This window comes from Polynucleobacter sp. AM-26B4 (genome assembly GCF_018882285.1).
Classification (GTDB): Bacteria; Pseudomonadota; Gammaproteobacteria; order Burkholderiales; family Burkholderiaceae; genus Polynucleobacter.
In genome coordinates, this window is the sequence record NZ_JACVOT010000001.1 from 172,883 (window position 1) to 197,143 (window position 24,261).

23 protein-coding genes are annotated in these 24,261 nt (G+C 44.7%); 8 read left to right on the top strand and 15 right to left on the bottom strand.

The window, feature by feature from the left end; all coding sequences use genetic code 11:
• The first annotated feature begins 38 nt into the window (after positions 1-38).
• The 4 genes from ICE88_RS00785 (at position 39) to lysS (ending at position 5,381) form a co-directional block, all read left to right on the top strand.
• Entirely contained in the window at positions 39-950 is a 912-nt protein-coding gene (locus ICE88_RS00785; RefSeq protein WP_216248452.1) for a hypothetical protein, read from the top strand.
• Positions 947-2,692: a single-stranded-DNA-specific exonuclease RecJ gene (gene recJ / locus ICE88_RS00790; RefSeq protein ID WP_216248454.1), complete on the top strand. Its 1,746-nt coding sequence runs from the start codon at positions 947-949 to the stop codon at positions 2,690-2,692. Before ICE88_RS00785 ends, recJ begins: the two co-directional genes overlap by 4 nt.
• A 9-nt stretch (positions 2,693-2,701) precedes the next feature.
• Positions 2,702-3,806, top strand: a protein-coding gene (gene prfB / locus ICE88_RS00795) for a peptide chain release factor 2 (RefSeq protein WP_143744033.1) whose coding sequence is annotated in 2 segments (ribosomal slippage) — positions 2,702-2,782 and positions 2,784-3,806 — 1,104 coding nt in all. Because the reading frame shifts where the segments join, the coding sequence is not laid out codon by codon here.
• Between the two features lie 45 nt (positions 3,807-3,851).
• Entirely contained in the window at positions 3,852-5,381 is a 1,530-nt protein-coding gene (gene lysS, locus ICE88_RS00800) for a lysine--tRNA ligase (protein ID WP_216248463.1), read from the top strand.
• A gap of 93 nt (positions 5,382-5,474) precedes the next feature.
• Here the strand turns inward: lysS and fdx are convergent, their stop codons facing one another.
• From fdx to uvrB, 9 genes are all read right to left on the bottom strand, one after another.
• Positions 5,475-5,813 carry an ISC system 2Fe-2S type ferredoxin gene (gene fdx, locus ICE88_RS00805; RefSeq protein WP_215291579.1) on the bottom strand — a complete coding sequence of 113 codons (339 nt, stop codon included), beginning with the start codon at positions 5,811-5,813 and terminating at the stop codon, positions 5,475-5,477.
• 12 nt (positions 5,814-5,825) lie between these two features.
• Positions 5,826-7,691 (bottom strand): Fe-S protein assembly chaperone HscA, encoded by a 1,866-nt coding sequence (hscA, locus tag ICE88_RS00810; RefSeq protein ID WP_216248465.1) that lies wholly within the window; start codon positions 7,689-7,691, stop codon positions 5,826-5,828.
• Between the two features lie 15 nt (positions 7,692-7,706).
• Positions 7,707-8,240 (bottom strand): Fe-S protein assembly co-chaperone HscB, encoded by a 534-nt coding sequence (hscB, locus tag ICE88_RS00815; RefSeq protein ID WP_216248467.1) that lies wholly within the window; start codon positions 8,238-8,240, stop codon positions 7,707-7,709.
• Positions 8,206-8,529: an iron-sulfur cluster assembly protein IscA gene (gene iscA, locus ICE88_RS00820; RefSeq protein WP_215291573.1), complete on the bottom strand. Its 324-nt coding sequence runs from the start codon at positions 8,527-8,529 to the stop codon at positions 8,206-8,208. The genes hscB and iscA overlap by 35 nt, the downstream gene beginning before the upstream one ends.
• A gap of 2 nt (positions 8,530-8,531) precedes the next feature.
• Positions 8,532-8,915, bottom strand: coding sequence for a Fe-S cluster assembly scaffold IscU (gene iscU, locus ICE88_RS00825; protein ID WP_215291571.1), 384 nt, complete (start codon positions 8,913-8,915; stop codon positions 8,532-8,534).
• 60 nt (positions 8,916-8,975) lie between these two features.
• On the bottom strand, positions 8,976-10,196 hold the full coding sequence (locus ICE88_RS00830) for an IscS subfamily cysteine desulfurase (protein WP_216251682.1): 1,221 nt from the start codon (positions 10,194-10,196) through the stop codon (positions 8,976-8,978).
• A gap of 79 nt (positions 10,197-10,275) precedes the next feature.
• Positions 10,276-10,845: a Fe-S cluster assembly transcription factor gene (locus ICE88_RS00835; RefSeq protein ID WP_216248469.1), complete on the bottom strand. Its 570-nt coding sequence runs from the start codon at positions 10,843-10,845 to the stop codon at positions 10,276-10,278.
• 135 nt (positions 10,846-10,980) lie between these two features.
• Entirely contained in the window at positions 10,981-13,026 is a 2,046-nt protein-coding gene (locus ICE88_RS00840; RefSeq protein WP_216248471.1) for a site-specific recombinase, read from the bottom strand.
• Positions 13,027-13,028: 2 nt separating this feature from the next.
• A complete protein-coding gene (uvrB, locus tag ICE88_RS00845) occupies positions 13,029-15,131 on the bottom strand; it encodes an excinuclease ABC subunit UvrB (RefSeq protein WP_255535148.1) in 2,103 nt (700 codons plus the stop codon).
• A 49-nt stretch (positions 15,132-15,180) separates the two neighbouring features.
• On the opposite strand from uvrB, the gene ICE88_RS00850 reads away from it, so the two are divergent.
• From ICE88_RS00850 to rsxB, 3 genes are all read left to right on the top strand, one after another.
• Complete coding sequence (locus tag ICE88_RS00850; protein ID WP_216248475.1) at positions 15,181-16,377, top strand: amino acid aminotransferase; 1,197 nt, start codon at positions 15,181-15,183, stop codon at positions 16,375-16,377.
• Positions 16,378-16,545: 168 nt separating this feature from the next.
• Positions 16,546-17,877, top strand: coding sequence for a polyhydroxyalkanoate depolymerase (locus ICE88_RS00855; RefSeq protein ID WP_216248477.1), 1,332 nt, complete (start codon positions 16,546-16,548; stop codon positions 17,875-17,877).
• Positions 17,870-18,556, top strand: a complete 687-nt coding sequence (gene rsxB / locus ICE88_RS00860; RefSeq protein ID WP_216248479.1) for an electron transport complex subunit RsxB — start codon at positions 17,870-17,872, stop codon at positions 18,554-18,556. The genes ICE88_RS00855 and rsxB overlap by 8 nt, the downstream gene beginning before the upstream one ends.
• Positions 18,557-18,582: 26 nt before the next feature.
• On the opposite strand, the gene ICE88_RS00865 is transcribed toward rsxB, so the two are convergent.
• From ICE88_RS00865 to ICE88_RS00875, 3 genes are read right to left on the bottom strand one after another with little or no spacing between them, the layout of a single operon-like run.
• A complete protein-coding gene (locus tag ICE88_RS00865) occupies positions 18,583-19,008 on the bottom strand; it encodes a DUF1841 family protein (RefSeq protein ID WP_216251685.1) in 426 nt (141 codons plus the stop codon).
• Between the two features lie 2 nt (positions 19,009-19,010).
• A complete protein-coding gene (nth, locus tag ICE88_RS00870; RefSeq protein ID WP_215291558.1) occupies positions 19,011-19,649 on the bottom strand; it encodes an endonuclease III in 639 nt (212 codons plus the stop codon).
• 9 nt (positions 19,650-19,658) lie between these two features.
• Positions 19,659-20,093 carry an HIT family protein gene (locus ICE88_RS00875; RefSeq protein WP_216248481.1) on the bottom strand — a complete coding sequence of 145 codons (435 nt, stop codon included), beginning with the start codon at positions 20,091-20,093 and terminating at the stop codon, positions 19,659-19,661.
• Between the two features lie 88 nt (positions 20,094-20,181).
• Between ICE88_RS00875 and maiA the strand changes: the two genes are divergently transcribed.
• Positions 20,182-20,835: a maleylacetoacetate isomerase gene (gene maiA, locus ICE88_RS00880; protein ID WP_216251688.1), complete on the top strand. Its 654-nt coding sequence runs from the start codon at positions 20,182-20,184 to the stop codon at positions 20,833-20,835.
• Between the two features lie 107 nt (positions 20,836-20,942).
• On the opposite strand, the gene aceA is transcribed toward maiA, so the two are convergent.
• The 3 genes from aceA to ICE88_RS00895 form a co-directional block, all read right to left on the bottom strand.
• Positions 20,943-22,241, bottom strand: coding sequence for an isocitrate lyase (gene aceA, locus ICE88_RS00885; RefSeq protein ID WP_215291555.1), 1,299 nt, complete (start codon positions 22,239-22,241; stop codon positions 20,943-20,945).
• A 242-nt stretch (positions 22,242-22,483) separates the two neighbouring features.
• Positions 22,484-22,978 (bottom strand): ribonuclease E activity regulator RraA, encoded by a 495-nt coding sequence (gene rraA, locus ICE88_RS00890; protein WP_216248483.1) that lies wholly within the window; start codon positions 22,976-22,978, stop codon positions 22,484-22,486.
• Between the two features lie 21 nt (positions 22,979-22,999).
• Complete coding sequence (locus tag ICE88_RS00895; RefSeq protein ID WP_216248486.1) at positions 23,000-24,211, bottom strand: MFS transporter; 1,212 nt, start codon at positions 24,209-24,211, stop codon at positions 23,000-23,002.
• Positions 24,212-24,261: the final 50 nt, after the last annotated feature.

A 24,261-nucleotide genomic window follows, 5' to 3' on the forward strand; every position in this document is an offset into this window, starting at 1 on the left:
TTGGACAGAAGGTCTAAATGCCACCTAAAATCAAGGTTATGAAATACACCCTCGTTATTGCCGACAGCCAAGATCAAGAATATTTTGATCGTGGCCTGCCCTATGAGAAGTTTTTACTGGGTAAGCAGACTGCCAGTGCGCCATTGGAACTCCAATCGCAAGGCGTAACCGTTAACCCAAATACATGCATTGCTCGCATTGAGCCTATTCATATTCATGCAGCCAGAGATCACTTGGTTTTAACGAGCACTCAAATATTAGATATCAAAGCATCAGAGGCTGATGCTCTATTTGAATCAGTGAAAGATATTTTTGCGGAAATGAGTTCTATCACTCATCGAAGCAAGCCTCATAAATGGTTCATTGAATCGCCTGCACTTCAAAATTTATCAACCGTCAGTACTGCTCAAGCAGAGGGTCGCAACATTGATCATTGGATGCCATCCGATACAAGCCAAGAAGGTGTCGCTCGACAATGGCGCAAATGGCAAAACGAGATTCAGATGATTTGGTTCAACCACCCAGTCAATGAAGCAAGACAAGCTGAAGGCATGCTCAGCATCAACTCTGTGTGGATCAGCGGCAATGGCAAACTGGCTGACATTGAACCAAATGAGAGGCTCTTACAGGCCAAGCACTGGCACAGTTCTGATGGATGCCTGAACTTGCTAGCATCTCACCTGAACAAGCCTCACACCACTTCACTGAATGAATTGAGTTTGGCTGACACGATCTCATTGCTATCAGCCTCTGATCCGGAGTTGAGCACTGTTTGGCAAAAGGCAAATGAAGCCTTGATCAATCATCAAATCAAAGCAATTGAATTGATTGACTTTCCAGAAGGCCAAGAAAGATCTCGAACGATCACCATTGAACAGCTGCCTAAAAAAGGTTTTGCCCTTTGGAAAAAACCAGTCGTCGGATCACTTCAGGATATGCTTCGCTCATGACCATTCAATTCAAAGAGCGCCAATATTCAGAAAAAAGTGCCGCTTGGCTTGAGCAAAGTGGTACTCATCCAGTATTGGCAAAATTGTTTGCTGCTCGAGGCGTTGAAAAACCAGAAGAACTTTTACTCGAACTTAAAAACCTGATCCCACCTGCACAGCTTAAAAATTGTGAATCAGCAGCGAAATACTTGGCTGATGCAATAGAGGCAGGTAAAAAATTACTGATTGTGGCTGACTATGATTGCGATGGAGCAACTGCGTGCGCCGTCGGCCTCAAAGGTTTAAAAGCTCTTGGTGCACCTTGGAACATCAATATTGATTACTTTGTTCCTAATCGCTTCACCTTGGGGTATGGCTTGACACCAGAGGTCGTAGATCTAGTTGCCAGCCTTTCTGAAAAACCAGACATTTTGATCACCGTTGATAACGGCATCGCCAGCGTTGCCGGCGTTGAAAGAGCCCAGCAATTGGGTATTGAAGTATTGGTCACAGATCATCACTTACCTGCCGATCAATTACCAAAAGCCGCTTGGATTGTGAATCCCAATCAACCTGATTGCACTTTCCCTAGTAAAGCACTCGCCGGGGTTGGTGTGATGTTTTATTTATTGATTGCATTGCGCGCTGAGTTTCGTGCTCGAGGAGCGTTCTCGGCAGAAACTCAACCACGCCTAGAAAATCTTTTAGATTTAGTAGCACTTGGCACTGTTGCGGATGTTGCATCTCTGGATAGAAATAACCGTATTTTGGTTGCCAACGGCATCAAGAGAATTAAAAGTGGGCAAATGCAAGCAGGTATTCGGGCTCTATATATAGCTGCCGGAAAAGATCCCAATCGTGCGAGCTCATTTGACCTTGGATTCACCTTGGGTCCTCGCCTGAATGCTGCTGGCAGATTGGCTGACATGTCATTGGGCATCCAATGTTTGCTTTCAGACTCGCCAGAGGATGCATTGAGATTAGCGCACGAACTTGATCGCATGAATCGTGAACGTCGAACCATTGAAGCGGGTATGCAAGAAACTGCTTTGGCCAGCTTAGTAGATATACAAGTTGGTGACCAGGCCACTTTATGCATGGCCAATGAAACATGGCATCAAGGCGTGATTGGCATCGTTGCATCAAGATTAAAAGAAAAATTCCACCGCCCCACCCTGATTTTTGCTCCAGGTGAAGAATCTGGACAAGCAGTTCTTAAAGGCTCAGGAAGATCGATACAAGGATTTCATTTGAGAGATGCCTTGGATTTGGTTTCTAAAAAGCATCCGAATCTTATTTTGAAGTTTGGCGGCCATGCCATGGCTGCAGGATTGACGATTGAAGAAGATTCTTTTGAGGAATTTAAAGCTTGCTTTGAAGAAGTGGCTCAAAGCTTGATGACCCCAGAAGTACTCCAACGACAACTGGCTCACGATGGCAGACTCGATCCAGAATTCATTGACCCAGAGCTTGGCACCATTCTTGCTAATGAAGTTTGGGGTCAAGGATTCCCGGCCCCAGTATTTGTGGGCGAGTTTGAAGTATTGACTCAAACCCTGATTCAAGAAAAACACCTCAGAGTTCAGTTAAAAGCCATTAATTCCAATGGTTCAAGCCATCCAAAAGCCTTCAACGGCATTTGGTTTTCCAGAAATGCGACCCTGCCAAACCCAGCCAAATTGGCCTATCGAGTCGTTACGGACCATTATCAGGGTGTTGCCAGAGCTCAATTACACATAGAAGCTCTCGATGACCCTTTATAATTGCCGACCATGGAAGCCGAACAATTAAATCTCATCAGTAACACCCTCGAAGACCTGCGTACTCGTACGATTGAGCTTCGGAGGTATCTTTGACGTCGACAACAAAGCAGAACGTTTAGTCGAAGTTAATCAAACCCTTGAAGATCCCAAAATTTGGGATGATCCTAAGCAAGCCCAAGCCCTGGGTAAAGAAAAAAAACTTTTAGATGGTGTCGTAGGCACTATTAATTTTCTGACGGACAACATCACCTCAAGCCAAGAGTTATTTGAAATGGCAAAAGAGGAAGGTGACTTCGAAACAATCCTATCGATTCAAACTGATACCGATGGCATGCGCCAGCAAGTCGAAGGACTTGAGTTCCGACGCATGTTCAGCAATCCAATGGATCCGAGCTCATGCTTCATTGATATTCAATCAGGTGCTGGCGGAACTGAGGCTTGCGACTGGGCCAGCATGTTATTGCGCCAATACCTTCGTTACTGTGAGCGCAAAGGCTTTAAAGCTGAAGTCCTGGAAGTTTCTGACGGCGATGTGGCTGGTATTAAAAGCGCCACAATCAAAATTGATGGTGAATACGCTTACGGCCATTTAAGAACAGAGACTGGCGTGCATCGCCTGGTGCGCAAATCACCTTTTGACTCAGCTAATGGACGTCATACTTCATTCACGAGTGTGTTCGTTTACCCTGAAGTTGATGACTCTATTGAGATTGACATCAATCCAGCTGATATTCGTACGGATACCTACCGTGCCTCTGGCGCTGGTGGACAGCACATCAACAAAACAGACTCAGCGGTTCGCTTGACTCACGTACCAACCGGCATTGTGGTGCAGTGTCAAAACGATCGAAGCCAACATAAAAACCGTGCTGAAGCCATGTCTATGTTGAAGTCTCGCCTTTACGAACATGAGTTACGTAAACGCCAGGCAGAGCAAGACAAGCTAGAAGCCACCAAGAGCGATGTGGGCTGGGGTCACCAGATCAGATCGTATGTTCTAGATCAAAGTCGTATCAAAGATCTTCGAACCAACGTAGAAATATCCAATACGCAAAAAGTTTTAGACGGCGACTTAGATCCATTCATTGAAGCCAGCTTAAAGCAAGGCGTTTAACCATCACCATTATTTAATCACCATTCAATTGTTAGCGAAAACATCATGAGTCAAGAAGAACAAACGCCCATCGTCGATGAAAATCACATCATTGCAGAACGTCGCGAAAAATTAGCTCAATTGCGCAAAAATGGTGTGGCATTCCCCAACGATTTTGTACCCACACATCATGCTGCCGACTTACACGAGCACTATGGTGAAATAAGCAAAGAGCAGCTTGCTGAAAAAAACATCACGGTCAAAGTGGCTGGTCGAATGATGCTCAAGCGTGTGATGGGTAAAGCAAGCTTTGCGACCGTTCAAGATCGCACGGGTCAAATTCAGTTTTACATCAATGATGCTGATGCAAGTGCTGATGCGCACAATGCCTTCAAGCATTGGGACATGGGTGACTTCATCGCTGCTGAAGGCGTCATCTTCAAAACCAACAAAGGTGAACTATCAATCCTAGTAAAAGATTTACGTCTTTTATCAAAATCATTGCGCCCTCTTCCTGATAAATTCCACGGTCTTTCAGATCAGGAAATGAAATACCGTCAACGCTATGTTGATTTGATTGTTTCTCCAGAAACACGTCAAACCTTCTTGGCTCGCAGCAAAGCGATGTCTTCAATACGTCATCACATGCAAGATGCGGGATTCATGGAAGTTGAAACACCGATGCTTCACCCAATCCCAGGTGGCGCAGCTGCAAAACCATTCATCACCCATCACAATGCCCTAGATATGGAAATGTATCTGCGCATAGCTCCAGAGCTTTATTTGAAGCGTTTGGTGGTTGGTGGTTTTGAACGCGTTTTTGAAGTTAACAGAAACTTCCGCAATGAGGGTGTCAGCCCACGACACAACCCAGAATTCACGATGATGGAGTTCTATGCAGCCTACACAGATTACAAATGGCTCATGACCTTCACCGAAGAACTCATCAGAGCAGCAGCGATTGATGCTCAGGGCACTGCGAATTTGACTTACCAAGGTAAGCCCTTGGATTTATCAAAGCCATTCCAACGCTTAACCATTGCTGAAGCAATTCTTAAGTACGCTCCTTTATCGAAAAAACAGTACACCGCGGCTCAATTGGAAGATAAAGAATTTGTCCGTCAAGAACTTAAAAAATCTGGTGAAGACATCAATGGACCAACTCTTAAAAATGCTGGTCTTGGAGCTCTTCAATTGGCTTTGTTTGAAGCAACTGCTGAAGAACATCTATGGGAACCAACGTACATCATTGACTACCCTATTGAAGTCAGCCCATTGGCCAGAGAATCTGACACGAGACCAGGCATCACAGAGCGCTTTGAGTTATTCATCACTGGCCGTGAGATTGCCAATGGCTTCTCTGAGTTAAATGATGCAGAAGATCAAGCCGCTCGTTTTCATGCGCAAGTTGCTCAAAAAGAAGCTGGTGACGAAGAAGCGATGTACTTTGATGCGGACTTCATTCGCGCCTTAGAGTACGGTATGCCTCCAACTGGTGGCTGTGGCATTGGTATCGATCGCTTGATGATGTTGATCACTGACTCGCCAAACATCAGAGACGTGATTCTTTTCCCACACTTGAGAAAAGAAGATTAAATAAAAGATGCGAAATCAAAAAGGGACCCAAGGGTCCCTTTTTTTACATCTGTTGCTTCGACTTATCTTTACTTCAATCTCTTATACGGAAGATCAATGATTTTCTTTGGCATGGTTGATTGAGTACTTAGGTATCTCAATGACCAAGTTTTGCTGAGCAACCACTGCTTGGCAAGATAAGCGTGATTGAGGACATAAGCCCCAGGCTCGATCGAGCAAATCATCTTCAGCCTCATCGGATGGGTTCAAGCTGGCCATACCTTCACGCACAATCACATGACAAGTTGTACAAGCACATGACATCTCACATGCATGCTCGATTTCAATATCATTTTCTAATAATGCCTCACAAATAGTGGCACCAGGAGAAGCCTCAAGCACAGCACCTTCAGGACAATAATCAGCATGAGGAAGAACAACAATTTGTGGCATTTTTAATTCCTATTAAATTTCTTCTATCTTTTTACCGGACAAAGCTTTTTTGATACTTTCATTCATTCTACGAGCAGCAAAATCATCAGTTGCTTTTGACAATGATTCAACTGAACGTCTCAAGACCTGAGTGTCTTTTGCTGAAGCAATTAACTCTTTAAGCGCTTTTAACTTGCGGTTGATAATGTCTAGCTCATCTTCATCAAGCAAATGCTGATCTTCCGCCAAAGCTGCATCGACCGCTTCAATTAAACGCTTTGCATCGACCAACTCTTCTCTGAGGGCTCTGTCTTGCACATCATCAGCAGCATGACTAAAGCCGTCTTGAAGCATGGTGGTGATGTCCACATCAGAAAGACCATAAGAAGGCTTCACATTGATGTTAGCCTCAACGCCTGAATGTTGCTCTCTGGCAGTCACAGATAACAAGCCATCTGCATCCACCTGATACGTGACCCGAATTCTGACAGCACCTGCAGCCATCGGAGGAATATCTCTGAGTTCAAATTTAGCCAATGATCGGCAGTGATCAACGACCTCGCGCTCACCCTGTAAGACGTGAACAGCCAATGCCGTCTGACCATCTCTGAAGGTCGTGAAATCTTGAGCTCTTGCTACTGGAATCGGGGTATTGCGTGGAATGATTTTTTCAACCAAACCACCCATAGTTTCAACACCTAAAGAAAGTGGAATCACATCCAAGAGCAACCACTCATCGCCTTTTTGCTGATTGCCTGCCAATAAATCGGCCTGCATCGCAGCACCCATGGCCACCACTTGATCGGGATCTAAATTAGTCAATGGTGTCTGACCAAATAACTCACCAACTGCTCTTTGAACATGAGGCATGCGAGTGGCACCACCAACCATGACCACACCCTTGATTTCTTCTGCAGTCAAGCCAGCGTCTCTAAGAGCCTTCTTAGCAGCCATTAAAGTTTTGTTAACCAAGTGTTGAGTTAACTCAAAGAACTGAGCCTGACTGATGCCAACGTTAATCGCTGTGCCATCACTCAGAGTCGCATGCACGCGCGCCAATGGATTTTTACTCAACTGCTCTTTAACTTCTTTGGATGCCGTGAGTAATAAGCGAGTGTCCTTATCGGACAGTAACTGTAACTTTGCCTGCTCTAAAACCCAGCAATACAAACGATGATCGAAGTCATCGCCACCCAAGGCAGAATCTCCACCTGTGGATAGCACCTCAAAAACACCTTTGCTTAAACGCAAAATCGAAATATCAAATGTTCCACCACCCAAGTCATACACAGCATACAAGCCTTCGGAGGCGTTATCTAAGCCGTATGCAATAGCAGCAGCTGTTGGCTCATTCAAGAGTCGCAAAACCTCAATGCCCGCCAATTTAGCCGCATCTTTGGTGGCTTGACGTTGAGCATCATCAAAGTAAGCTGGTACCGTGATCACAGCACCAACGATTTCATCATCAAAAGAGTCTTCAGCGCGTTGACGTAATCTGGCTAGAATTTCTGCAGAAACTTCAACCGGGCTTTTTTCGCCAGAGACTGTTTTAATCTTGAGCATGCCAGGAGCATCAACAAACTCATAAGGCATGGTTTGAGCATGCTGAATGTCACTAAGACCCCTGCCCATGAAACGCTTCACAGAAATAATGGTGTTTTTTGGATCGCCATTGGCGTTTTGTAAAGCTTGATACCCTGCTTGAGTTGTACCGCCAGGCAAGTAACGAATCACAGAAGGCAACAACTTTCTTCCCTGCTCATCAGCTAAAACCTCAGGCAAAGCATTTTTCATGGCAGCGACCAAAGAATTGGTAGTTCCTAAATCTATACCAACAGCGATGCGGCGCTGATGAGGAGCAAGTGATTGACCAGGTTCGGCAATTTGTAATAAGGCCATATTTTTAATTATTTTTTATGCTGATATTGCGTCTTCTAGTTCTGCACCGAATTTATCAATGAACAATAAAGCTCGTAATTGCTTTGCTGCCAAGTCAAAATCATTGGCCTCATCAATTGCAAGCTCTACTTCTTTTAATAAATTCACTCTTGTTTGTTCTACTTCTTTGTACAACTCATCCAATTTAGAGGGCTGATCTCTGACATCATCCAAAGTCTCTCGCCATTCCATCTGCTGCATCAAAAATTGAGCAGGCATCGCAGTATTTGTTTCTAACTGAGGATCAACCCCATTTCTTGAACACATGTACAAACCCCTTTGAATGGGGTTCATGAGCGTTCGGTAGGCTGAGTTCGCCAAAGCTGATAACTGCATCGAGACGCGTTTATCAGAATCACTGGCCTGAGCGTGCATATCAGGATGAACCTTCTGTTGCACAGTTAAATAAGCAGACTCCAAAGCCTGCCTATCAATCTTAAATTGTGGCTTTAGCTGAAATAAGACAAAGTAATCATCAAACCCTGAAAGATTCGCCACAACCACACTCATCTTTTACATTAGGATTTTGGAACTTAAATCCCTCGTTCAGGCCTTCGCGCACATAATCAAGCTCTGTGCCATCCAAATAAGCCAAACTCTTAGGATCAACATACACTTTGACCCCTAGAGATTCAAACATAGTGTCTTCAGGCAGGATTTCATCAACATATTCAAGTTGATAAGCCAGCCCTGAACAACCCGTTGTTCTCACCCCAAGACGCAAGCCAACGCCTTTGCCACGACGCTCGATATAACGCGTGATGTGCTTAGCAGCTTTCTCTGTCAGAGTAATGGCCATGATTATTTAGCGTGCTTTTCTTTGTAGTCAGCCACCGCTGCTTTGATGGCGTCTTCAGCCAAGATAGAGCAGTGAATTTTTACTGGTGGCAAAGCCAACTCTTCAGCAATGGCAGCGTTCTTGATTTCAAGCGCTTGATCCAAAGTCTTACCTTTCACCCACTCTGTTACCAAAGAAGATGAGGCAATCGCTGAACCACAACCATAAGTTTTGAACTTAGCATCTTCAATGATGCCTTGGTCATTCACGCGGATTTGTAGTTTCATCACGTCGCCGCAAGCTGGCGCACCAACCATACCTGTACCAACGTGATCATCACCTTTTTCAAATGATCCAACGTTGCGTGGGTTTTCATAATGCTCAATTACTTTTTCACTGTATGCCATTTTATTTCCTCAGTTACTTTCTCAGTTATCTTTTAAATACTATTAATTAATCAATAAAAATTAATGTGCAGCCCATTGGATCGTGTTTAGATCAATGCCATCTTTGTACATTTCCCATAACGGTGACAAATCTCTCAATTTTGCGATTTTGCCTTTGACCAATTCAATGGTGAAATCAACATCTTCTACTGTTGTAAAGCGTCCGATCGTGAAGCGAATTGAGCTGTGCGCCAATTCATCATTGCGACCCAATGATCTCAATACATAAGATGGCTCCAATGATGCTGAAGTACATGCAGAGCCTGATGACACAGCGATGTCTTTCAAGGCCATGATCATTGACTCACCTTCAACATAGTTAAAGCTGATGTTCAAGTTATGAGGAATGCGCTGATCCATGTCACCGTTGAGGTACACCTCTTCGATTTGGTTCAAGCCATTCCACAAACGATCTCTTAGCATACGAATGCGTTCGTTTTCAGTGGCCATTTCTTCACGAGCAATGCGGAAGCATTCGCCCATACCAACCAATTGATGCGTAGGTAAAGTACCTGAACGCATGCCGCGCTCATGACCACCACCATGCATTTGAGCTTCGATACGAATACGTGGTTTACGGCGCACAAATAAAGCACCCACGCCCTTTGGTCCGTATGTTTTGTGAGCACAAAAGCTCATCAAGTCAACTTTGAGGGTTTGCAAATCAATCGCAACCTTGCCTGTGGCCTGGGCTGCATCTACGTGAAACACAATGCCCTTCTCGCGACAGAACTCACCGATCTTGGCAATGTCTTGAATCACACCAATTTCATTATTTACAAACATCACAGAAACAACGATGGTGTCAGGGCGAACAGCCGCTTTGAATTTTTCAAAATCAATCAAACCATTTGGCAACACATCAAGGTAAGTAACTTCATACCCTTCACGCTCTAACTCACGACAAGTATCTAACACTGCCTTGTGTTCTGTTTTAACTGTGATGATGTGCTTGCCTTTTTCTTTGTAGAAGTGAGCTGCACCCTTGATAGCCAAGTTATTACTTTCAGTAGCGCCACTGGTCCACACGATTTCTCTCGGATCTGCACCTACCAATTTTGCAACTTCTGCGCGAGCATTCTCAACAGCTTCTTCAGCACTCCAACCATAAGCATGACTGCGTGATGCTGGGTTACCGAACTGTTCGCGAAGATAAGGAATCATCACATCGACCACTCTTGGGTCGATTGGTGTTGTGGCTGAGTAGTCCATGTAAATTGGGAAGTGCTCTGGACTAAACATAGGTACTGGTTTAGGTGATGACATGTTTGTTTCCTTTTATCTCAATATCTTTTTATTTATTCTGTGACTGCATCTAATATCAATTAATTTGCTGGGCAAAAGTGAACACTGAATTTGCCAAAGGCTTTTTCTTGGCTTCAACTTCTTTCTTGGCGCTTGCAGCAGACGTCTTAGAGGCTCTTGGAGCTTCAATTTTTATCTTGCTCTCACGGATCTCACCAACGCGAACTCTGCCTTCTTGTTGCTTGACCAAATCAGCCAATGACACTGAGCTCAAATACTCAACCATCTTTTGATTCAAACTGGTCCACAAGTCATGAGTCATACAACGGCCATGACCGGCATCTTCACCACGGCAATTACCTTTGCCACCACACTGTGTCGCATCCAATGGCTCATCAACAGCAATGATGATGTCAGCCACTGTGACTTGATCAGCTCTGCGCGCCAAGGTGTAACCGCCCCCTGGTCCACGTGTACTTTCAACAATGTCAAAGCGTCTTAATTTTCCAAATAACTGCTCTAAATAAGACAATGAAATATGTTGTCTTTGGCTAATACCGGCAAGTGTTACTGGTCCATGAGATTCGCGCAGGGCTAAATCAATCATTGCAGTGACAGCGAAACGTCCTTTGGTTGTTAGTCTCATCTCTTACCTCATCAATATTGGGTTGTTGAAACGTTTAATACCTGACTCTTGTGCTCAAGTTTATCAGATACCCAATTAAACTGCTCAAGTACTAAATAAAGCCCACCCTATTGATAAATAAACAATAAAAATCAATTACTTAGGCGGAAGAAGCAGTGACTTGAAGTCAGACTTGATTCGGCGTCTAACAGCCACATAGAGGCGCCTTCTATCCAAAGTAGGCAGATCTCTTGATCTCAAAGCCATATTGAAAGCCAAAGAGAAGCTGACCAAGACATTGAAGGCACCAATCAATAAAACACCAAAAATACCCAACCAGAAGCCAGACATCATGAATGTTTTCCACCCAAGAGCCGTGGCAGCTGCTGCAAACTGCCCAGCAGAAAGCGTGATGTGTCGGATTTCCATGCCAATCCCTAAGAAACCTAAAAAGGTTGGTCCGTAAATCAGCAAAAAGCCCAAGGAAACGTTAGCCGCAACAATTGAAATATTGTCTCTCCACCACTGCCCCCACCTTGCAGCTCTGATGTCGCCAAACACCATGGTGATTCTGCGGTTGTAACGAATCACATCTTGTATACGATGCAAAACAAACCAGTTATCTATCAGACCAGCAATCACACTGGAGAGCCATAAAAGCACGCCCGTGAAAGCGGCAAATAAAAATGCCGCACTGAATGGTGAAACAGTATCGAAAATATGAGTGGCCTTGCTTGGGTTCATGGTTGGGTGACCCATCAATAAGATGATGCACACCTGGATAGCAATCACCACAGGAACCACCATGGCCAAGTTACCAAAAATAGAAGCTGCCTGAGATCTCATCAAAGCCATGGCTCGATCAACAAAACGATCTAGGCCTTCTTTACTTTTGACGTCGTCTAATAACTGCGCCAAAGCTGGAGCCGTCATAGCGGGTTGCTTGGTTGCCAAAGTGAAGTTAGCAAATTGAATCAATAAAAAGCTAATGGCGTAGTTAGCGGTTAAAAGAATATTTTCAAAGAAACGAACCAAACCAAGATTGGTGATTAAAAACTTCAAATAAACTGTGCCCGAAATAATGGCGCCACCACCCAGTGACTTTTTGAGCATTGAAAAATATTCTTTGCGACTACCAGCGATGTAATGATCGCCCGTTTCCGCACTGCGCTCGACCATTTTTCTTGATAGCAATGCAAATGTTTGCTCTGCGAGGCGCTTGATGCTTCGATGGCCCTGAACAGTGAGGATCAAATCAGCCGTTATCTTGGCAAACAATTGCACTTGATCACGATGAAGCCAAGCCTCCAGTAATTTTTCAACTCTTGAGAGACGCAAACGCATGGTCTCAACTTGAAAAACTGTTTCCACTGAAACGCCATTCTCATCAAGATGAGCATAAACATCATCGCACGCAATGTAACAAGCATTCAATACATCTTGGAACTCTTTGAGTGTGGCTTGATATGTAGCATCACTTAAGCGAGGCTCAGCCTTAAGAATGTTCTCAGCCAATTTACCTAAGCGATAAAAAGGTGAATCCTGACCACTCACACCACGCAGTCTTGATCTAACTGAATAACTCAACCCAGCAGAACTGATATAACTGATCAAGATCATGATGGCTTCAGCCATGTCTTTGAACATGGTGTTGATGCCAGAGTTATCTTCTTGGTAATGAGTCAAGTCATGGAGTGAGCGCAACAAATCATCATCTAGATCATGAACCCAAGAAGCATCATGTGGGCCAACAAAGCCAAGAGCAAATAAAACTGTGAGTTCTGGTTTGTTCGGTGGCGGTGAAATCAAATGATTGCGCAAACGCTCAGTGATCTCTCCCCAAAAACTAGGCTTTGTAGCAACCCCTGTGTCACAAAGCAATGAAAGTGCATCGTTATCTCGCAAAACACTGCGGATTAACTTGGCAACCTTTAATTTGACATCTGGTCTTTGCTCAAGGATTTTTAAAAATGATCTTAAGCGCGCATGCTCTGGATGACCCTCTGGAATAGGAGCCGGTTTATTTTTTGTTGATTTTTCCGTGCGACGCAACCAATACGCTAACTCAACCACCCAGCGATTGCGGTCAGCCAAGTCGGTAGTGTCATCTGGCACGAGCAACAAAGTATCTAATGCTTGCGAGGCATCTCTTGATTCTTTCCAGCGCGCCCACAAACGGCGAAAATCTTTAAAACCAAACATGCCTAATTTCCATTCAATTGAATTGTGTCGTGTAACTCAGCACCAAAAACCATGGCCTTTAACTTCAGAAGTTGATCTCTTGTTTGTGCTGCTTTTTCAAATTCAAGATTTTTAGCGTGATCAACCATCAGTTTTTCCAGCTGTTTAATTTCTTTGGCCAATTGTTTTTCGCTCATATCTTCATAGTGAGCTTTTTCTTGTTCGTATTTTAGCTCTTGACGTTTCTCATCAACGTCATAAACGCCATCAATGATATCTTTAATGCGCTTCACAACCCCCTTAGGAGTAATGCCATGAAGTTTATTGAACTCGGTTTGCTTGGTTCTGCGACGTTCTGTCTCTCCAATGGCCTTCTTCATTGAGTCAGTCATTTTGTCAGCGTACAAAATGGCTTTGCCGTTGACGTTTCTGGCTGCGCGACCAATCGTCTGAATCAAGCTTCTCTCTGAGCGCAAGAAACCTTCCTTGTCAGCATCCAAAATCGCCACCAAAGAAACTTCTGGAATATCCAAGCCCTCGCGCAAGAGGTTGATACCAATCAATACGTCAAAAACACCCAAACGTAAATCTCTTAATATTTCGACGCGTTCAACGGTATCAATATCAGAGTGCAGATAACGCACTTTGATGCCGTTATCTGACATGAAATCAGTCAACTGCTCTGACATGCGTTTCGTTAAAGTCGTGATCAACACACGCTCACCCACTTTGATGCGCGCATGAATTTCGCTCAGTACATCATCCACTTGAGTGGATGCCGGTCTAACATCAATCAAAGGATCCACAAGACCGGTCGGCCTGACCACCTGCTCGACCACTTTGTCGGCATGCTGTGCTTCATAGGCCGCTGGAGTGGCTGAGACAAAAATAACTTGTCTCATCTTCTTTTCAAACTCTTCAAACTTCAGGGGTCGGTTGTCCATCGCTGATGGCAAGCGGAAGCCATAATCAACCAAGGTTGATTTACGAGCCTTATCGCCGTTGTACATGCCGTTCAATTGACCTATCAGAACGTGACTCTCATCCAAGAACATCAAGGCATCAGGTGGCAAGTAATCAACCAATGTCGGTGGTGCTTCGCCTGGTTTGGCGCCCGACAAGTGTCTTGAATAGTTTTCAATGCCTTTACAGAAACCTAACTCTGACAACATTTCAAGATCAAAACGTGTGCGTTGCTCTAATCGCTGAGCTTCGACCAGCTTACCTTCTTTGACGTAGAAATCTAAACGTTCACGCAATTCTGCTTTGATGGTTTCAATCGCACGCAAGACAGTTTCACGAGGGGTCACGTAGTGCGAACCTGGATAGATTGTGAAACGTGGAATGCGTTGACGAATTCTGCCGGTCAATGGATCAAAAAATTGGAGACTGTCCACCGTGTCATCAAATAAATCAATGCGCACGGCCAGCTCATTGTGTTCCGCTGGGAACACGTCGATGGTATCGCCTCGAACTCGGAAAGTACCCCTTGAAAAATCTACGTCATTGCGCTCGTACTGCATGGCGATCAAGCGTGTCACGATGTCGCGTTGGGTTAACTTATCCCCCTGACGGACAGTTAAAACCATCTGATGGTAATCGCCCGGATTACCAATACCGTAAATGGCAGAAACAGTTGAAACGATGATCGTGTCACGTCTTTCTAAAAGACTCTTGGTGGCTGACAGTCTCATTTGCTCAATGTGCTCATTGATCGAAGAATCTTTTTCAATGAAAAGATCTCTGGTTGGCACATAAGCTTCAGGCTGGTAATAGTCGTAGTAACTCACAAAATACTCAACGGCATTTTGCGGAAAGAATTCTCTGAACTCACTATAAAGCTGTGCGGCGAGTGTTTTATTAGGGGCAAAAATGATGGCTGGGCGACCCAAGCGTGCAATCGTATTAGCCATAGTGTAGGTCTTACCTGAACCAGTGACACCCAAAAGAGTTTGATAAATCAAACCATCTTCAATCCCCTCCACCAACTGAGCAATGGCCTCCGGCTGATCTCCGGCCGGCGGAAATGGCTGATGAAGCAGGAACGGTGAACCCGGAAAACGAATGATGTTTTCTGCTGGGCTCGAAGCGTCAATTTCTGATTTTTTTTCTGTCTTTTTTGGCATCTCGGCTATCATTCTAGGCTTGCTTGAACTTTCTGACATATTTCATACTATGAGCCTCTTTTCAAACGTCGAACTTGCCCCCCGTGACCCTATTCTTGGCCTCAATGAAGCCTACAACTCTGATAGCCGTGCAACCAAGGTAAATCTTGGGGTTGGCGTGTATTTCACCGATGATGGAAAGATCCCATTGTTGCGTGCTGTACAAGCTGCAGAAAAGATCATGATGGAAAAATCAGCTGCCCGTGGCTACCTGGCCATTGAAGGCATTGCAGCCTACAACCAGGGGGTACAGAACCTTTTGTTTGGCAAAGACTCTGCAATTTTGGCCTCTGGCCGTGTTGTGACTGCCCAAGCAGTTGGTGGCACAGGTGCATTAAAGATTGGTGCTGACTTCATCAAACGCTTAGAACCTAATGCAGTGGTGGCTATCAGCGATCCTAGCTGGGAAAACCACCGCGGTATTTTTGAAAATGCTGGCTTCCCAGTTCAAAACTACACGTATTACGACCCTGAGACCCGTGGCGTGAACTTTACAGGCATGGTGAAGTCTTTAGAGGCTCTTCCAGCCAAATCAGTGGTTTTGTTACACGCTTGCTGCCACAACCCAACCGGTGCTGACATGTCCGTGGATCAATGGAAGCAAATTGTGCAAATTTGTAAAGCCAAGCAATTGATTCCTTTCTTGGACATGGCTTATCAAGGCTTTGCCGATAACATTGATCAAGACGGCGCAGCAGTTCGTTTGTTTGCCGACTCTGGCCTTTGTTTCTTTGTTTCTAGCTCATTTTCCAAGTCTTTCTCTTTGTACGGTGAGCGCGTTGGTGCCCTATCCATCGTCACTGAGAGTAAAGATGAGTCAACCCGCGTGATGTCACAGTTAAAGCGTGTGATTCGTACAAATTACTCAAATCCGGCGATTCATGGTGGTACGGTGGTTGCAACCGTCCTAAACACCCCAGAATTGCGCGCCATGTGGGAGCAAGAATTGGCAGAAATGCGCGATCGCATCAAATTAATGCGCAATTCTTTGGTCACTAAATTGGCTCAAGCTGGTGCAAAACGTGATTTTGGCTTCGTTAATGACCAAAGAGGCATGTTCTCCTATTCTGGTTTGACATCAGATCAGGTGGATCGTCTACGTGAGGAATACGGCATTTACGCTGTTTCTACCGGTCGTATCTGCGTTGCAGCCCTCAATAGCAAAAATATTGATGGCGTGGCTAAGGCGATGGCCTCAGTTTTATAAGCTAATAAAATCAATGTCTTAGACAACATTTTGGTGCTCAGAGCATCAAAATGTTGCATTGCACAAATCGATATTTTTAGGGATAATCTAGCTAATGTAAAAAGTGCCTAATGGCACATCAGTCCTTAACTCCGTTTTGGACATTTTTAGATTTCGGGAGATTAACTAATGCTTTATCAATATCAAGAGTTCCAGAAAGCCTTGCTTCAACCTTTGACAGCATGGGCTCAAGCAACCGCAAAGACCTTTGTTAATCCCAGCAACCCACTTTCATTACTTCCTTCAGCAACCAGAATCGCTGCAGGATATGAGCTTCTATACCGCCTAGGTAAGGAATACGAGAAGCCAGAGTTCAAAATTAAAACGGTGATGGCCCACGGTAAGAATGTTGCCATCAACGAATTCACGGTTGTTGATAAACCATTTTGTAAGTTAGTTCGTTTTAAACGCTTTTCTGATGACGTGAATGTCATTAAGAAACTCAAGGAAGATCCCGTGGTCTTGATCGTGGCACCTTTATCAGGCCACCACTCCACCCTTTTGCGCGACACAGTTCGTACCTTGCTACAAAATCACAAGGTTTACATCACTGATTGGGTGGATGCTCGCTTGGTTCCTCTTGAGGACGGCAGCTTCTCTTTGGATGACTACGTTCATTACGTTCAAGACTTTATTCGTGAAATTGGCGCAAAAGATTTGAACGTTTTATCCGTTTGTCAGCCAACGGTACCGGTATTAGGCGCTATCTCATTGATGGCTTCGAATGGTGAAGTAACTCCAAGAACCATGACGATGATGGGTGGTCCGATTGATGCTCGCAAGAGCCCGACCATGGTGAACTCAACTGCCACCAACAAATCATTTGAATGGTTTGAAAACAATGTGGTGTTCACAGTACCTCCTCCACATCCTGGCGCAGGACGTCGTGTTTACCCTGGCTTCCTTCAGCACACTGGTTTTGTTGCGATGAACCCAGATCGCCACGTTCAATCTCATTGGGATTATTTCCAGGACTTGGTCAAGGGCGATAAGCAAGATGCTCAAGCTCATATCAAGTTCTATGATGAATACAACGCAGTATTAGACATGGATGCAGCCTATTATCTAGACACCATCAAAACTGTTTTCCAAGACCATGCTCTACCAACTGGTAAGTGGGTAGTGGGTGGCAAACTGGTCAAGCCTCAAGATATCAAAGGCACCGCCCTCTTAACCATCGAAGGCGAGTTAGATGATATTTCTGGAAGCGGCCAAACAAAAGCTGCTCACGGTTTATGTAAAAACATTCCTGATAGTAAAAAACAGCACTTCGAAGTCAAAGGTGCTGGTCACTACGGTATTTTCTCTGGTCGTCGTTGGCGCGAAATGGTTTATCCAGAAGTTGGACAATTCATTCGCAAACACGCTATCAAGGGAAGTAAAGCAGTTGTTCAAAGAGCGGTCAAAAAACCTGCTGTTAAAAAAGTAGCTTCCAAAAAATCAGCCTCAAAGAATGCATAAAGCCATAGACGGTCTTGATGACCTATCGGATCGTCTATTAGCCGCACTTCCTCAAACTCAATGCACCAAATGTGGCTACCCTGATTGCAGGGCTTATGCCAATGCCATATCCAATGGCGAAGCTCCACATAATCAGTGCCCTCCTGGCGGACAAGAAGGCATTGCACGTCTAGCAAAAATACTCAAGAAAGAAGTTTTAAAACTCAATCCTCACAATGGTGAAGAGCGCCCTCGCTCAGTTGCTCTGATTGAATCAAAGGCATGCATTGGTTGTACGCTTTGCATTCAGGCTTGCCCGGTTGATGCCATCGTCGGAGCATCAAAGCAAATGCATGTGGTGATTGATGAATGGTGCACGGGATGTGATCTGTGCATTCCACCCTGCCCAGTTGATTGCATCACCATGGTTCCTGTCACTGGAAAAGCAACTGGCTGGGATGCCTGGAGTCAAGAGCTAGCTGACCTAGCTAGAAATCGTTATGAGTCTCGTGAAAAGAGATTGGAACGCGAAGAACTAGACAATGTTCGCCGTCTGGCTCTCAAGGCTAAAAATAAAGCCAAGGCTCTTGATCTTGAAAGCGCGAAAACTGAAGATGAAAAATCTGAGATTGAACGCAAGCGCGCCATCATTGCAGCAGCTATGGCCAGAGCTCAAGAAAAGCTTCAGTCATCTAGCTAAATACCTGGATTGCTAGACAGGCAACACTAAGCTAATTTTTTAATGGCTTCAACATAAGCCACCATGTCTGGTGGAGTTCCATCTCTTTGAGCATTCCAAAGAACTTGTCCCAAACATTCCATAATTCTGTGCTGCGCCTCATGTTCAGAATCTAATTTGATTGACAATTGCTTACTGGCTTCACGAATACCCGGTGGCTGATCAATTTGCACCTGCTCAGTAATCGACATGTGCATGGATAGGTGTAAGAAAGGATTGGTTTGTCCTTTTTCAGGCGTGTACTCAGCTTCTTTGGCAGATTCAAGATCACTCAAGATGCCGTGATACTCAGGATGCTCCACCATCCATCTAGCCGCGATTGATTCCATGGGCGTGAGAATGCCAGAGCGCTGTTGCTTGGCCCAGGCCTCACAAAAAAATTGCCTGACTTCTTCTTTGCTAGGATTAAACAAACTCATATGGAGAAATTCTTTTCTTTGAATGAGCATAATGGCTCAACAATGCATTTTGCACAATCAGGGCTTCTGGCTTTGCAAGTGTAGCGACCATGCAAAATCAACCAATGATGAGCATCAATCAAATAATCCTTGGGCACTCGCTTTAACAATGCCATCTCAACTGCTAAGACATCTTTGCCTGGAGCTAATCCAGTTCTGTTCGATACTCTGAAGATGTGCGTATCAACTGCCATGGTTGGATGACCAAAGGCTGTGTTCAAAATCACGTTCGCTGTTTTTCTACCAACTCCTGGCAGTGCTTCTAGAGCTTCCCTATCTTCAGGAACCACTCCACCGTGGCGCTCGATCAAGAGACGACAGGTTTCTATCAAATGTTTGGCTTTGGTTTTGAATAATCCAATGTGCTGAATGTAAGGTATCAAGCCATCAACACCAAGAGCATGAATTGCTTCAGGGGTATTGGCTACTGGAAAAAGAACTCTGGTACCTTTATTAACTGACACATCTGTTGCTTGCGCTGACAATAAAACAGCCGCCAACAATTCAAAAGGCGTGGTGTACTCAAGTTCCGTGGTCGGCTTGGGATTATTGCTTTTCAGTGCTTCAAAAAAAGCCAATCGTTTTTGTGGATTCATCACAAGCTTTTACCTTTGAGCGTGACCCAAGAGATCTTGCAAACGCTTGACCATCACAGGCACCTTGACCAACTGTTTTTGAAGATGCGCAGCATTACTTTCTCTTTGTTTCTCAGACCAAGCAGATCCTGGAAAGAACACATCTTCTTTGAATCTAGGGATGATGTGCCAATGAAGATGAGGCACCATGTTCCCCAAAGCAGCGAGGTTCACTTTGTCAGGCTGCATGACATCTCGCATAGTCTTTTCAATTAAGAACATGATGTGCAATAAACGTCCACGCTGATCCAGACTCAAATCACTCATCTCAGCGACGTGCTCATTCCAAACCACGCGACAAAAGCCAGGTAAATCTGGCTCATTGGCCAAAATGACACGTAACTCGTGATTTTTCCAGATTAACTCACCACCATCAGAGGTGCACAAAGGACAATTTGTATTCATGGGGGTATTTTCGCTTAATTCAGAAAAAGACGAAAACCTTTTCTAGATATAAACTGAGTAAAACTTGAACAATGAATGACTCATGGACATCAAATTATTTAGCTATTGGCGAAGCTCAGCGGCTTTTAGAGTCAGAATTGCGCTCAACCTCAAAAACCTCAGCCATGAGGTCATTCCTGTTGATCTTTTAAAGCAAGGCGGCGAACAGCACTTGCCAAGCTACTCAGCCAAAAACCCCCAGGATCTGGTCCCCGTTCTAGAGCATGGCTCTCATGTTCTGCGCCAATCACTGGCCATCATTGAGTTCTTAGAGGAAGCTCATCCAACACCTGCCTTGTTACCAAAGAATATTGAGGAGCGAGCCTGGGTCAGAGCCTTGAGCATGGACATCGCTTGTGATATTCATCCTTTGAATAATTTGCGGGTGATGAAATACTTGCACAAAGAATTAAAGCTCAGTGACGATCAGAAAAGCTCATGGACCAAACATTGGCTTGAAAATGGATTGGCTGGCATAGAAAAAACATTATCAACACAAGCACGCCAAGGAAAATTCTGTCTTGGTGATGAAGTCAGCATGGCAGATGTGTGCTTGATTCCGCAGATCATGAACGCCAAAGCAAGCAACTGTGATCTAAGTAACTTCACAAAGATTCAACAAGTATTTGATGAATGCATAAAATTACCAGCGTTCATTCAAGCATCTTGGGAGTCTCAAGTGGATTACCCCAATAAATCATAAAAACCAAATCTCTAAAGAGTTTAGATTCAAGAATTGATGATGTAAAAAAGCCCGGCTTTTGGCCGGGCTATCAACTCAGGCGGGATACGCCCAAATCAATGACTTGCTTAGTGGAACTGCTCTTCTTCTGTAGAACCAGTCAAGGCTGTTACAGATGATGCGCCACCTTGAATCACTGTTGTCACTTCGTCGAAGTAACCAGTACCAACCTCTTGTTGGTGTGATACGAATGTGTAACCACGATCACGAGCTGCGAACTCAGGCTCTTGAACTTTCTCAACATAAGCAGACATACCGCGTGCAACGTAGTCTTGAGCCAAGTCAAACATGTTGTACCACATAGAGTGAATGCCAGCCAATGTGATGAATTGATATTTGTAACCCATCGCACCAAGCTCACGTTGGAACTTAGCAATTGTTGCGTCGTCCAAGTTTTTCTTCCAGTTGAATGATGGTGAGCAGTTGTATGCCAACATCTTGCCTGGGTGCTTAGCATGAACTGCTTCAGCAAACTTGCGAGCAAATTCAAGATCAGGTGTACCAGTCTCACACCATACCAAGTCAGCGTATTCAGCATAAGCAATCGCACGTGAAATCGCTTGATCGATACCCTTCTTAGTCTTGTAGAAACCTTCTGCAGTGCGCTCACCAGTCAAGAATGGCTTATCGTTTTCATCGTAGTCTGATGTCAACAAGTCAGCAGCTTCAGCATCTGTACGAGCAATCACCAATGTTGGTACGCCACAAACGTCAGCAGCCATACGAGCAGCGATCAACTTTTGACAAGCTTCTTGTGTTGGAACCAACACTTTACCGCCCATGTGACCACACTTCTTCACTGAAGCCAATTGGTCTTCCCAGTGAACGCCAGCAGCACCGGCTTTGATCATGGCTTTCATCAATTCAAAAGCGTTCAATACACCACCGAAACCAGCTTCAGCATCAGCAACGATAGGAGCGAAACAATCAATGTGACCCTTGTCACCTTTTTCAATACCTTTTGAGTACTGGATTTCATCAGCACGACGGAAAGTATTGTTGATACGCTCAACAACCTTAGGTACTGAATCAACTGGGTACAAAGATTGATCAGGATACATAGATGAGTATGTGTTGTTATCAGCAGCAACTTGCCAGCCTGACAAATAAATTGCCTTCACGCCAGCTTTAACCTGTTGCATTGCTTGACCACCAGTCAAAGCACCTAAACAGTTAACGTAAGGCTCGTTGTTCACCAAGTTCCATAGTTTTTCAGCACCACGACGAGCCAATGTGTGCTCAATCTGGAATGAACCGCGTAGACGAACTACATCGGCTGCTGTGTAACCGCGCTTGATACCTTTCCAACGTGGGTTTGTATCCCAATCTTTTTGCAATGCATCGATTTCTTGTTGACGTGTTGACATGTTTCTCTCCCGTTAAATAACAAAAATATGTGCCCATAAGACATTTGGCTATCAATTAATGTGTCTTATGTCTTATATAAGAGTGTATGTACTTGTGAAGGAGATTGCAAGGATTAATTTGACTAGGACAAAGAATATATATCCTAATTAAATTAATGGCTTATGGATTTAATTTTATATTGTGGAATGCTAAATCATCAGTTGCAATGACATGCAACACTTAGAAAATTTACATAAATCAGTTAATCAAGGGGTTGATCTGCAACCAATACCCCATCTTGATCAACATAAATCATGTCGCCAGGCTTTACCGTTGTGCCTGCCATATCAATGGTCAGGTCACGCTCACCCACATTGCGTTTGACGCTTTTCTGAGGATGAACGGCCAACGCATTGATGCCCACTTTGGCTTGGGCCAGCTCCAATGTGTCACGCACGCAGCCATTGACCAGAATGCCTGCCCAGTTATTTTTTTCTGCCAAAACACCTAAATTACCGCCCACCAAGGCACAACGCATGGAGCCACCACCATCGATGACCAATACCCTGCCCTGACCAGGTTCATCTAGGATGGTTCTGACCCAGGTATTGTCTTCAAACACCTTGAGAGTGACTGCTGGACCCTTGAACTTTGACAAACCACCATATGCCCGAAAACCCGGTGCACAAACACGCAACACTCCAGTTGCAATCAAATCTTCATTAGCATCACATAGATCAGTGGTGGCAAAACTCATGGCTCTCTCCAGAAAATATCTTTAAGCGTTTTTTAATTCTACAGACCGGTTATTTTCGCCGACTCGATAGGCAGTGAGCAAGGCCATCATTAAAAATACAGCAATCAAGATAAAGACTCCTGGAACCATCTTCCAGTCCATCAATAAACCAAACATCAGTGGTCCAATCGCCAAGCCTGAATCCAGACCTGAATAAACAGTACCAAAGACTCGACCAGAAGCCTCTTTCGGAGTCGCTGAGCGAATCATCAAGTCTCTGGATGGTCCAGCAATACCAACGCAGAAACCCATCACGGTGAACAAACTCATCATGGTCGAACCTGAGACCACAGTCATTGCAATCAGAACTGAAATCGAACTACCTAAAATGAAACCAATCGCGATGACTCTCTCTGGAAAACGTGCACGTGTTGCAACAAATCCCCCAAGGAACATCCCGCCAGCACTGGCCAACATATAGGATGAATACGCCGTGGTGGTCAATGCAATTGGCAAATCGTAAAGTAACTGCATGGCCGTTGGTGCGAAACTTTGTACACCACTCAAAGCCAAAGCACTTAAAAAGAAAAAGCCCCAACACATCCACACCATTGGCAACTTCAAATAATCAAAAGACAGTGCCGATGAATTTTTTCTGGCAGTCTCTTCAAGATCACGCTGTTCCTGTGAACCCATCAAGACATGACGTCTCCAGTAGAGAACTGCCAACATCACCAAGGCAATCGCTGACGCAACCAATAGGGCTTGGCGCCAACCAGCGAAAGTAGTCACAGCCACCAGCACTGCTGGAGAAGCAGCCCAACCAAGAGCCCCTGAAACCCCATGCATTGAATAAGCATGAGCGACACGCTCTGGTGAAACTCGTCGGTTGATCAAGGTGTAATCAGCCGGATGGAACACGCCGTTACCAAGGCCCGCTAAGCAAGCGCCAAATAACAAGCTCCAATAGCCACTTGAAAACGACAACACAATGGCTGAAATAGCCAGCATGGCAACACCGAAGAAAAGGACTTTTAAAGGACCTGAATGATCCACCCAAAAACCAGCAGCGGCTTGCATGATGGTTGAGACGATGAAGAACATGGTCATCAAGAATCCAAGCTCAGCGTAACTGAGGCCGAATTCAACTTTCAACCATGGGAATAATGGCGCAAGAATTAAGTGATAAAAATGGGAGGTGCCATGGGCCACACTGACAAGGCCAATAACCTCCGCGTCTCTGCGAATAGTCATTGGCCGATGTTACTACTGATTGAATCAGGCTGCTAGATTTTGCTTAGCGC

Coding starts and splice junctions, on each gene's coding strand:
- rraA (WP_216248483.1), bottom strand. CDS start 22,978: ATGAGTTTTGCCACCACTGATCTATGTGATGCTAATGAAGATTTGATT.
- ICE88_RS00875 (WP_216248481.1), bottom strand. CDS start 20,093: ATGAATACAAATTGTCCTTTGTGCACCTCTGATGGTGGTGAGTTAATC.
- ICE88_RS00785 (WP_216248452.1), top strand. CDS start 39: ATGAAATACACCCTCGTTATTGCCGACAGCCAAGATCAAGAATATTTT.
- rsxB (WP_216248479.1), top strand. CDS start 17,870: ATGCATAAAGCCATAGACGGTCTTGATGACCTATCGGATCGTCTATTA.
- iscU (WP_215291571.1), bottom strand. CDS start 8,915: ATGGCATACAGTGAAAAAGTAATTGAGCATTATGAAAACCCACGCAAC.
- nth (WP_215291558.1), bottom strand. CDS start 19,649: ATGAATCCACAAAAACGATTGGCTTTTTTTGAAGCACTGAAAAGCAAT.
- fdx (WP_215291579.1), bottom strand. CDS start 5,813: ATGCCACAAATTGTTGTTCTTCCTCATGCTGATTATTGTCCTGAAGGT.
- ICE88_RS00855 (WP_216248477.1), top strand. CDS start 16,546: ATGCTTTATCAATATCAAGAGTTCCAGAAAGCCTTGCTTCAACCTTTG.
- lysS (WP_216248463.1), top strand. CDS start 3,852: ATGAGTCAAGAAGAACAAACGCCCATCGTCGATGAAAATCACATCATT.
- hscB (WP_216248467.1), bottom strand. CDS start 8,240: ATGAGTGTGGTTGTGGCGAATCTTTCAGGGTTTGATGATTACTTTGTC.
- iscA (WP_215291573.1), bottom strand. CDS start 8,529: ATGGCCATTACTCTGACAGAGAAAGCTGCTAAGCACATCACGCGTTAT.
- ICE88_RS00840 (WP_216248471.1), bottom strand. CDS start 13,026: ATGTTTGGTTTTAAAGATTTTCGCCGTTTGTGGGCGCGCTGGAAAGAA.
- ICE88_RS00830 (WP_216251682.1), bottom strand. CDS start 10,196: ATGTTTAGTCCAGAGCACTTCCCAATTTACATGGACTACTCAGCCACA.
- ICE88_RS00850 (WP_216248475.1), top strand. CDS start 15,181: ATGAGCCTCTTTTCAAACGTCGAACTTGCCCCCCGTGACCCTATTCTT.
- uvrB (WP_255535148.1), bottom strand. CDS start 15,131: ATGCCAAAAAAGACAGAAAAAAAATCAGAAATTGACGCTTCGAGCCCA.
- ICE88_RS00835 (WP_216248469.1), bottom strand. CDS start 10,845: ATGAGACTAACAACCAAAGGACGTTTCGCTGTCACTGCAATGATTGAT.
- recJ (WP_216248454.1), top strand. CDS start 947: ATGACCATTCAATTCAAAGAGCGCCAATATTCAGAAAAAAGTGCCGCT.
- ICE88_RS00895 (WP_216248486.1), bottom strand. CDS start 24,211: ATGACTATTCGCAGAGACGCGGAGGTTATTGGCCTTGTCAGTGTGGCC.
- hscA (WP_216248465.1), bottom strand. CDS start 7,691: ATGGCCTTATTACAAATTGCCGAACCTGGTCAATCACTTGCTCCTCAT.
- aceA (WP_215291555.1), bottom strand. CDS start 22,241: ATGTCAACACGTCAACAAGAAATCGATGCATTGCAAAAAGATTGGGAT.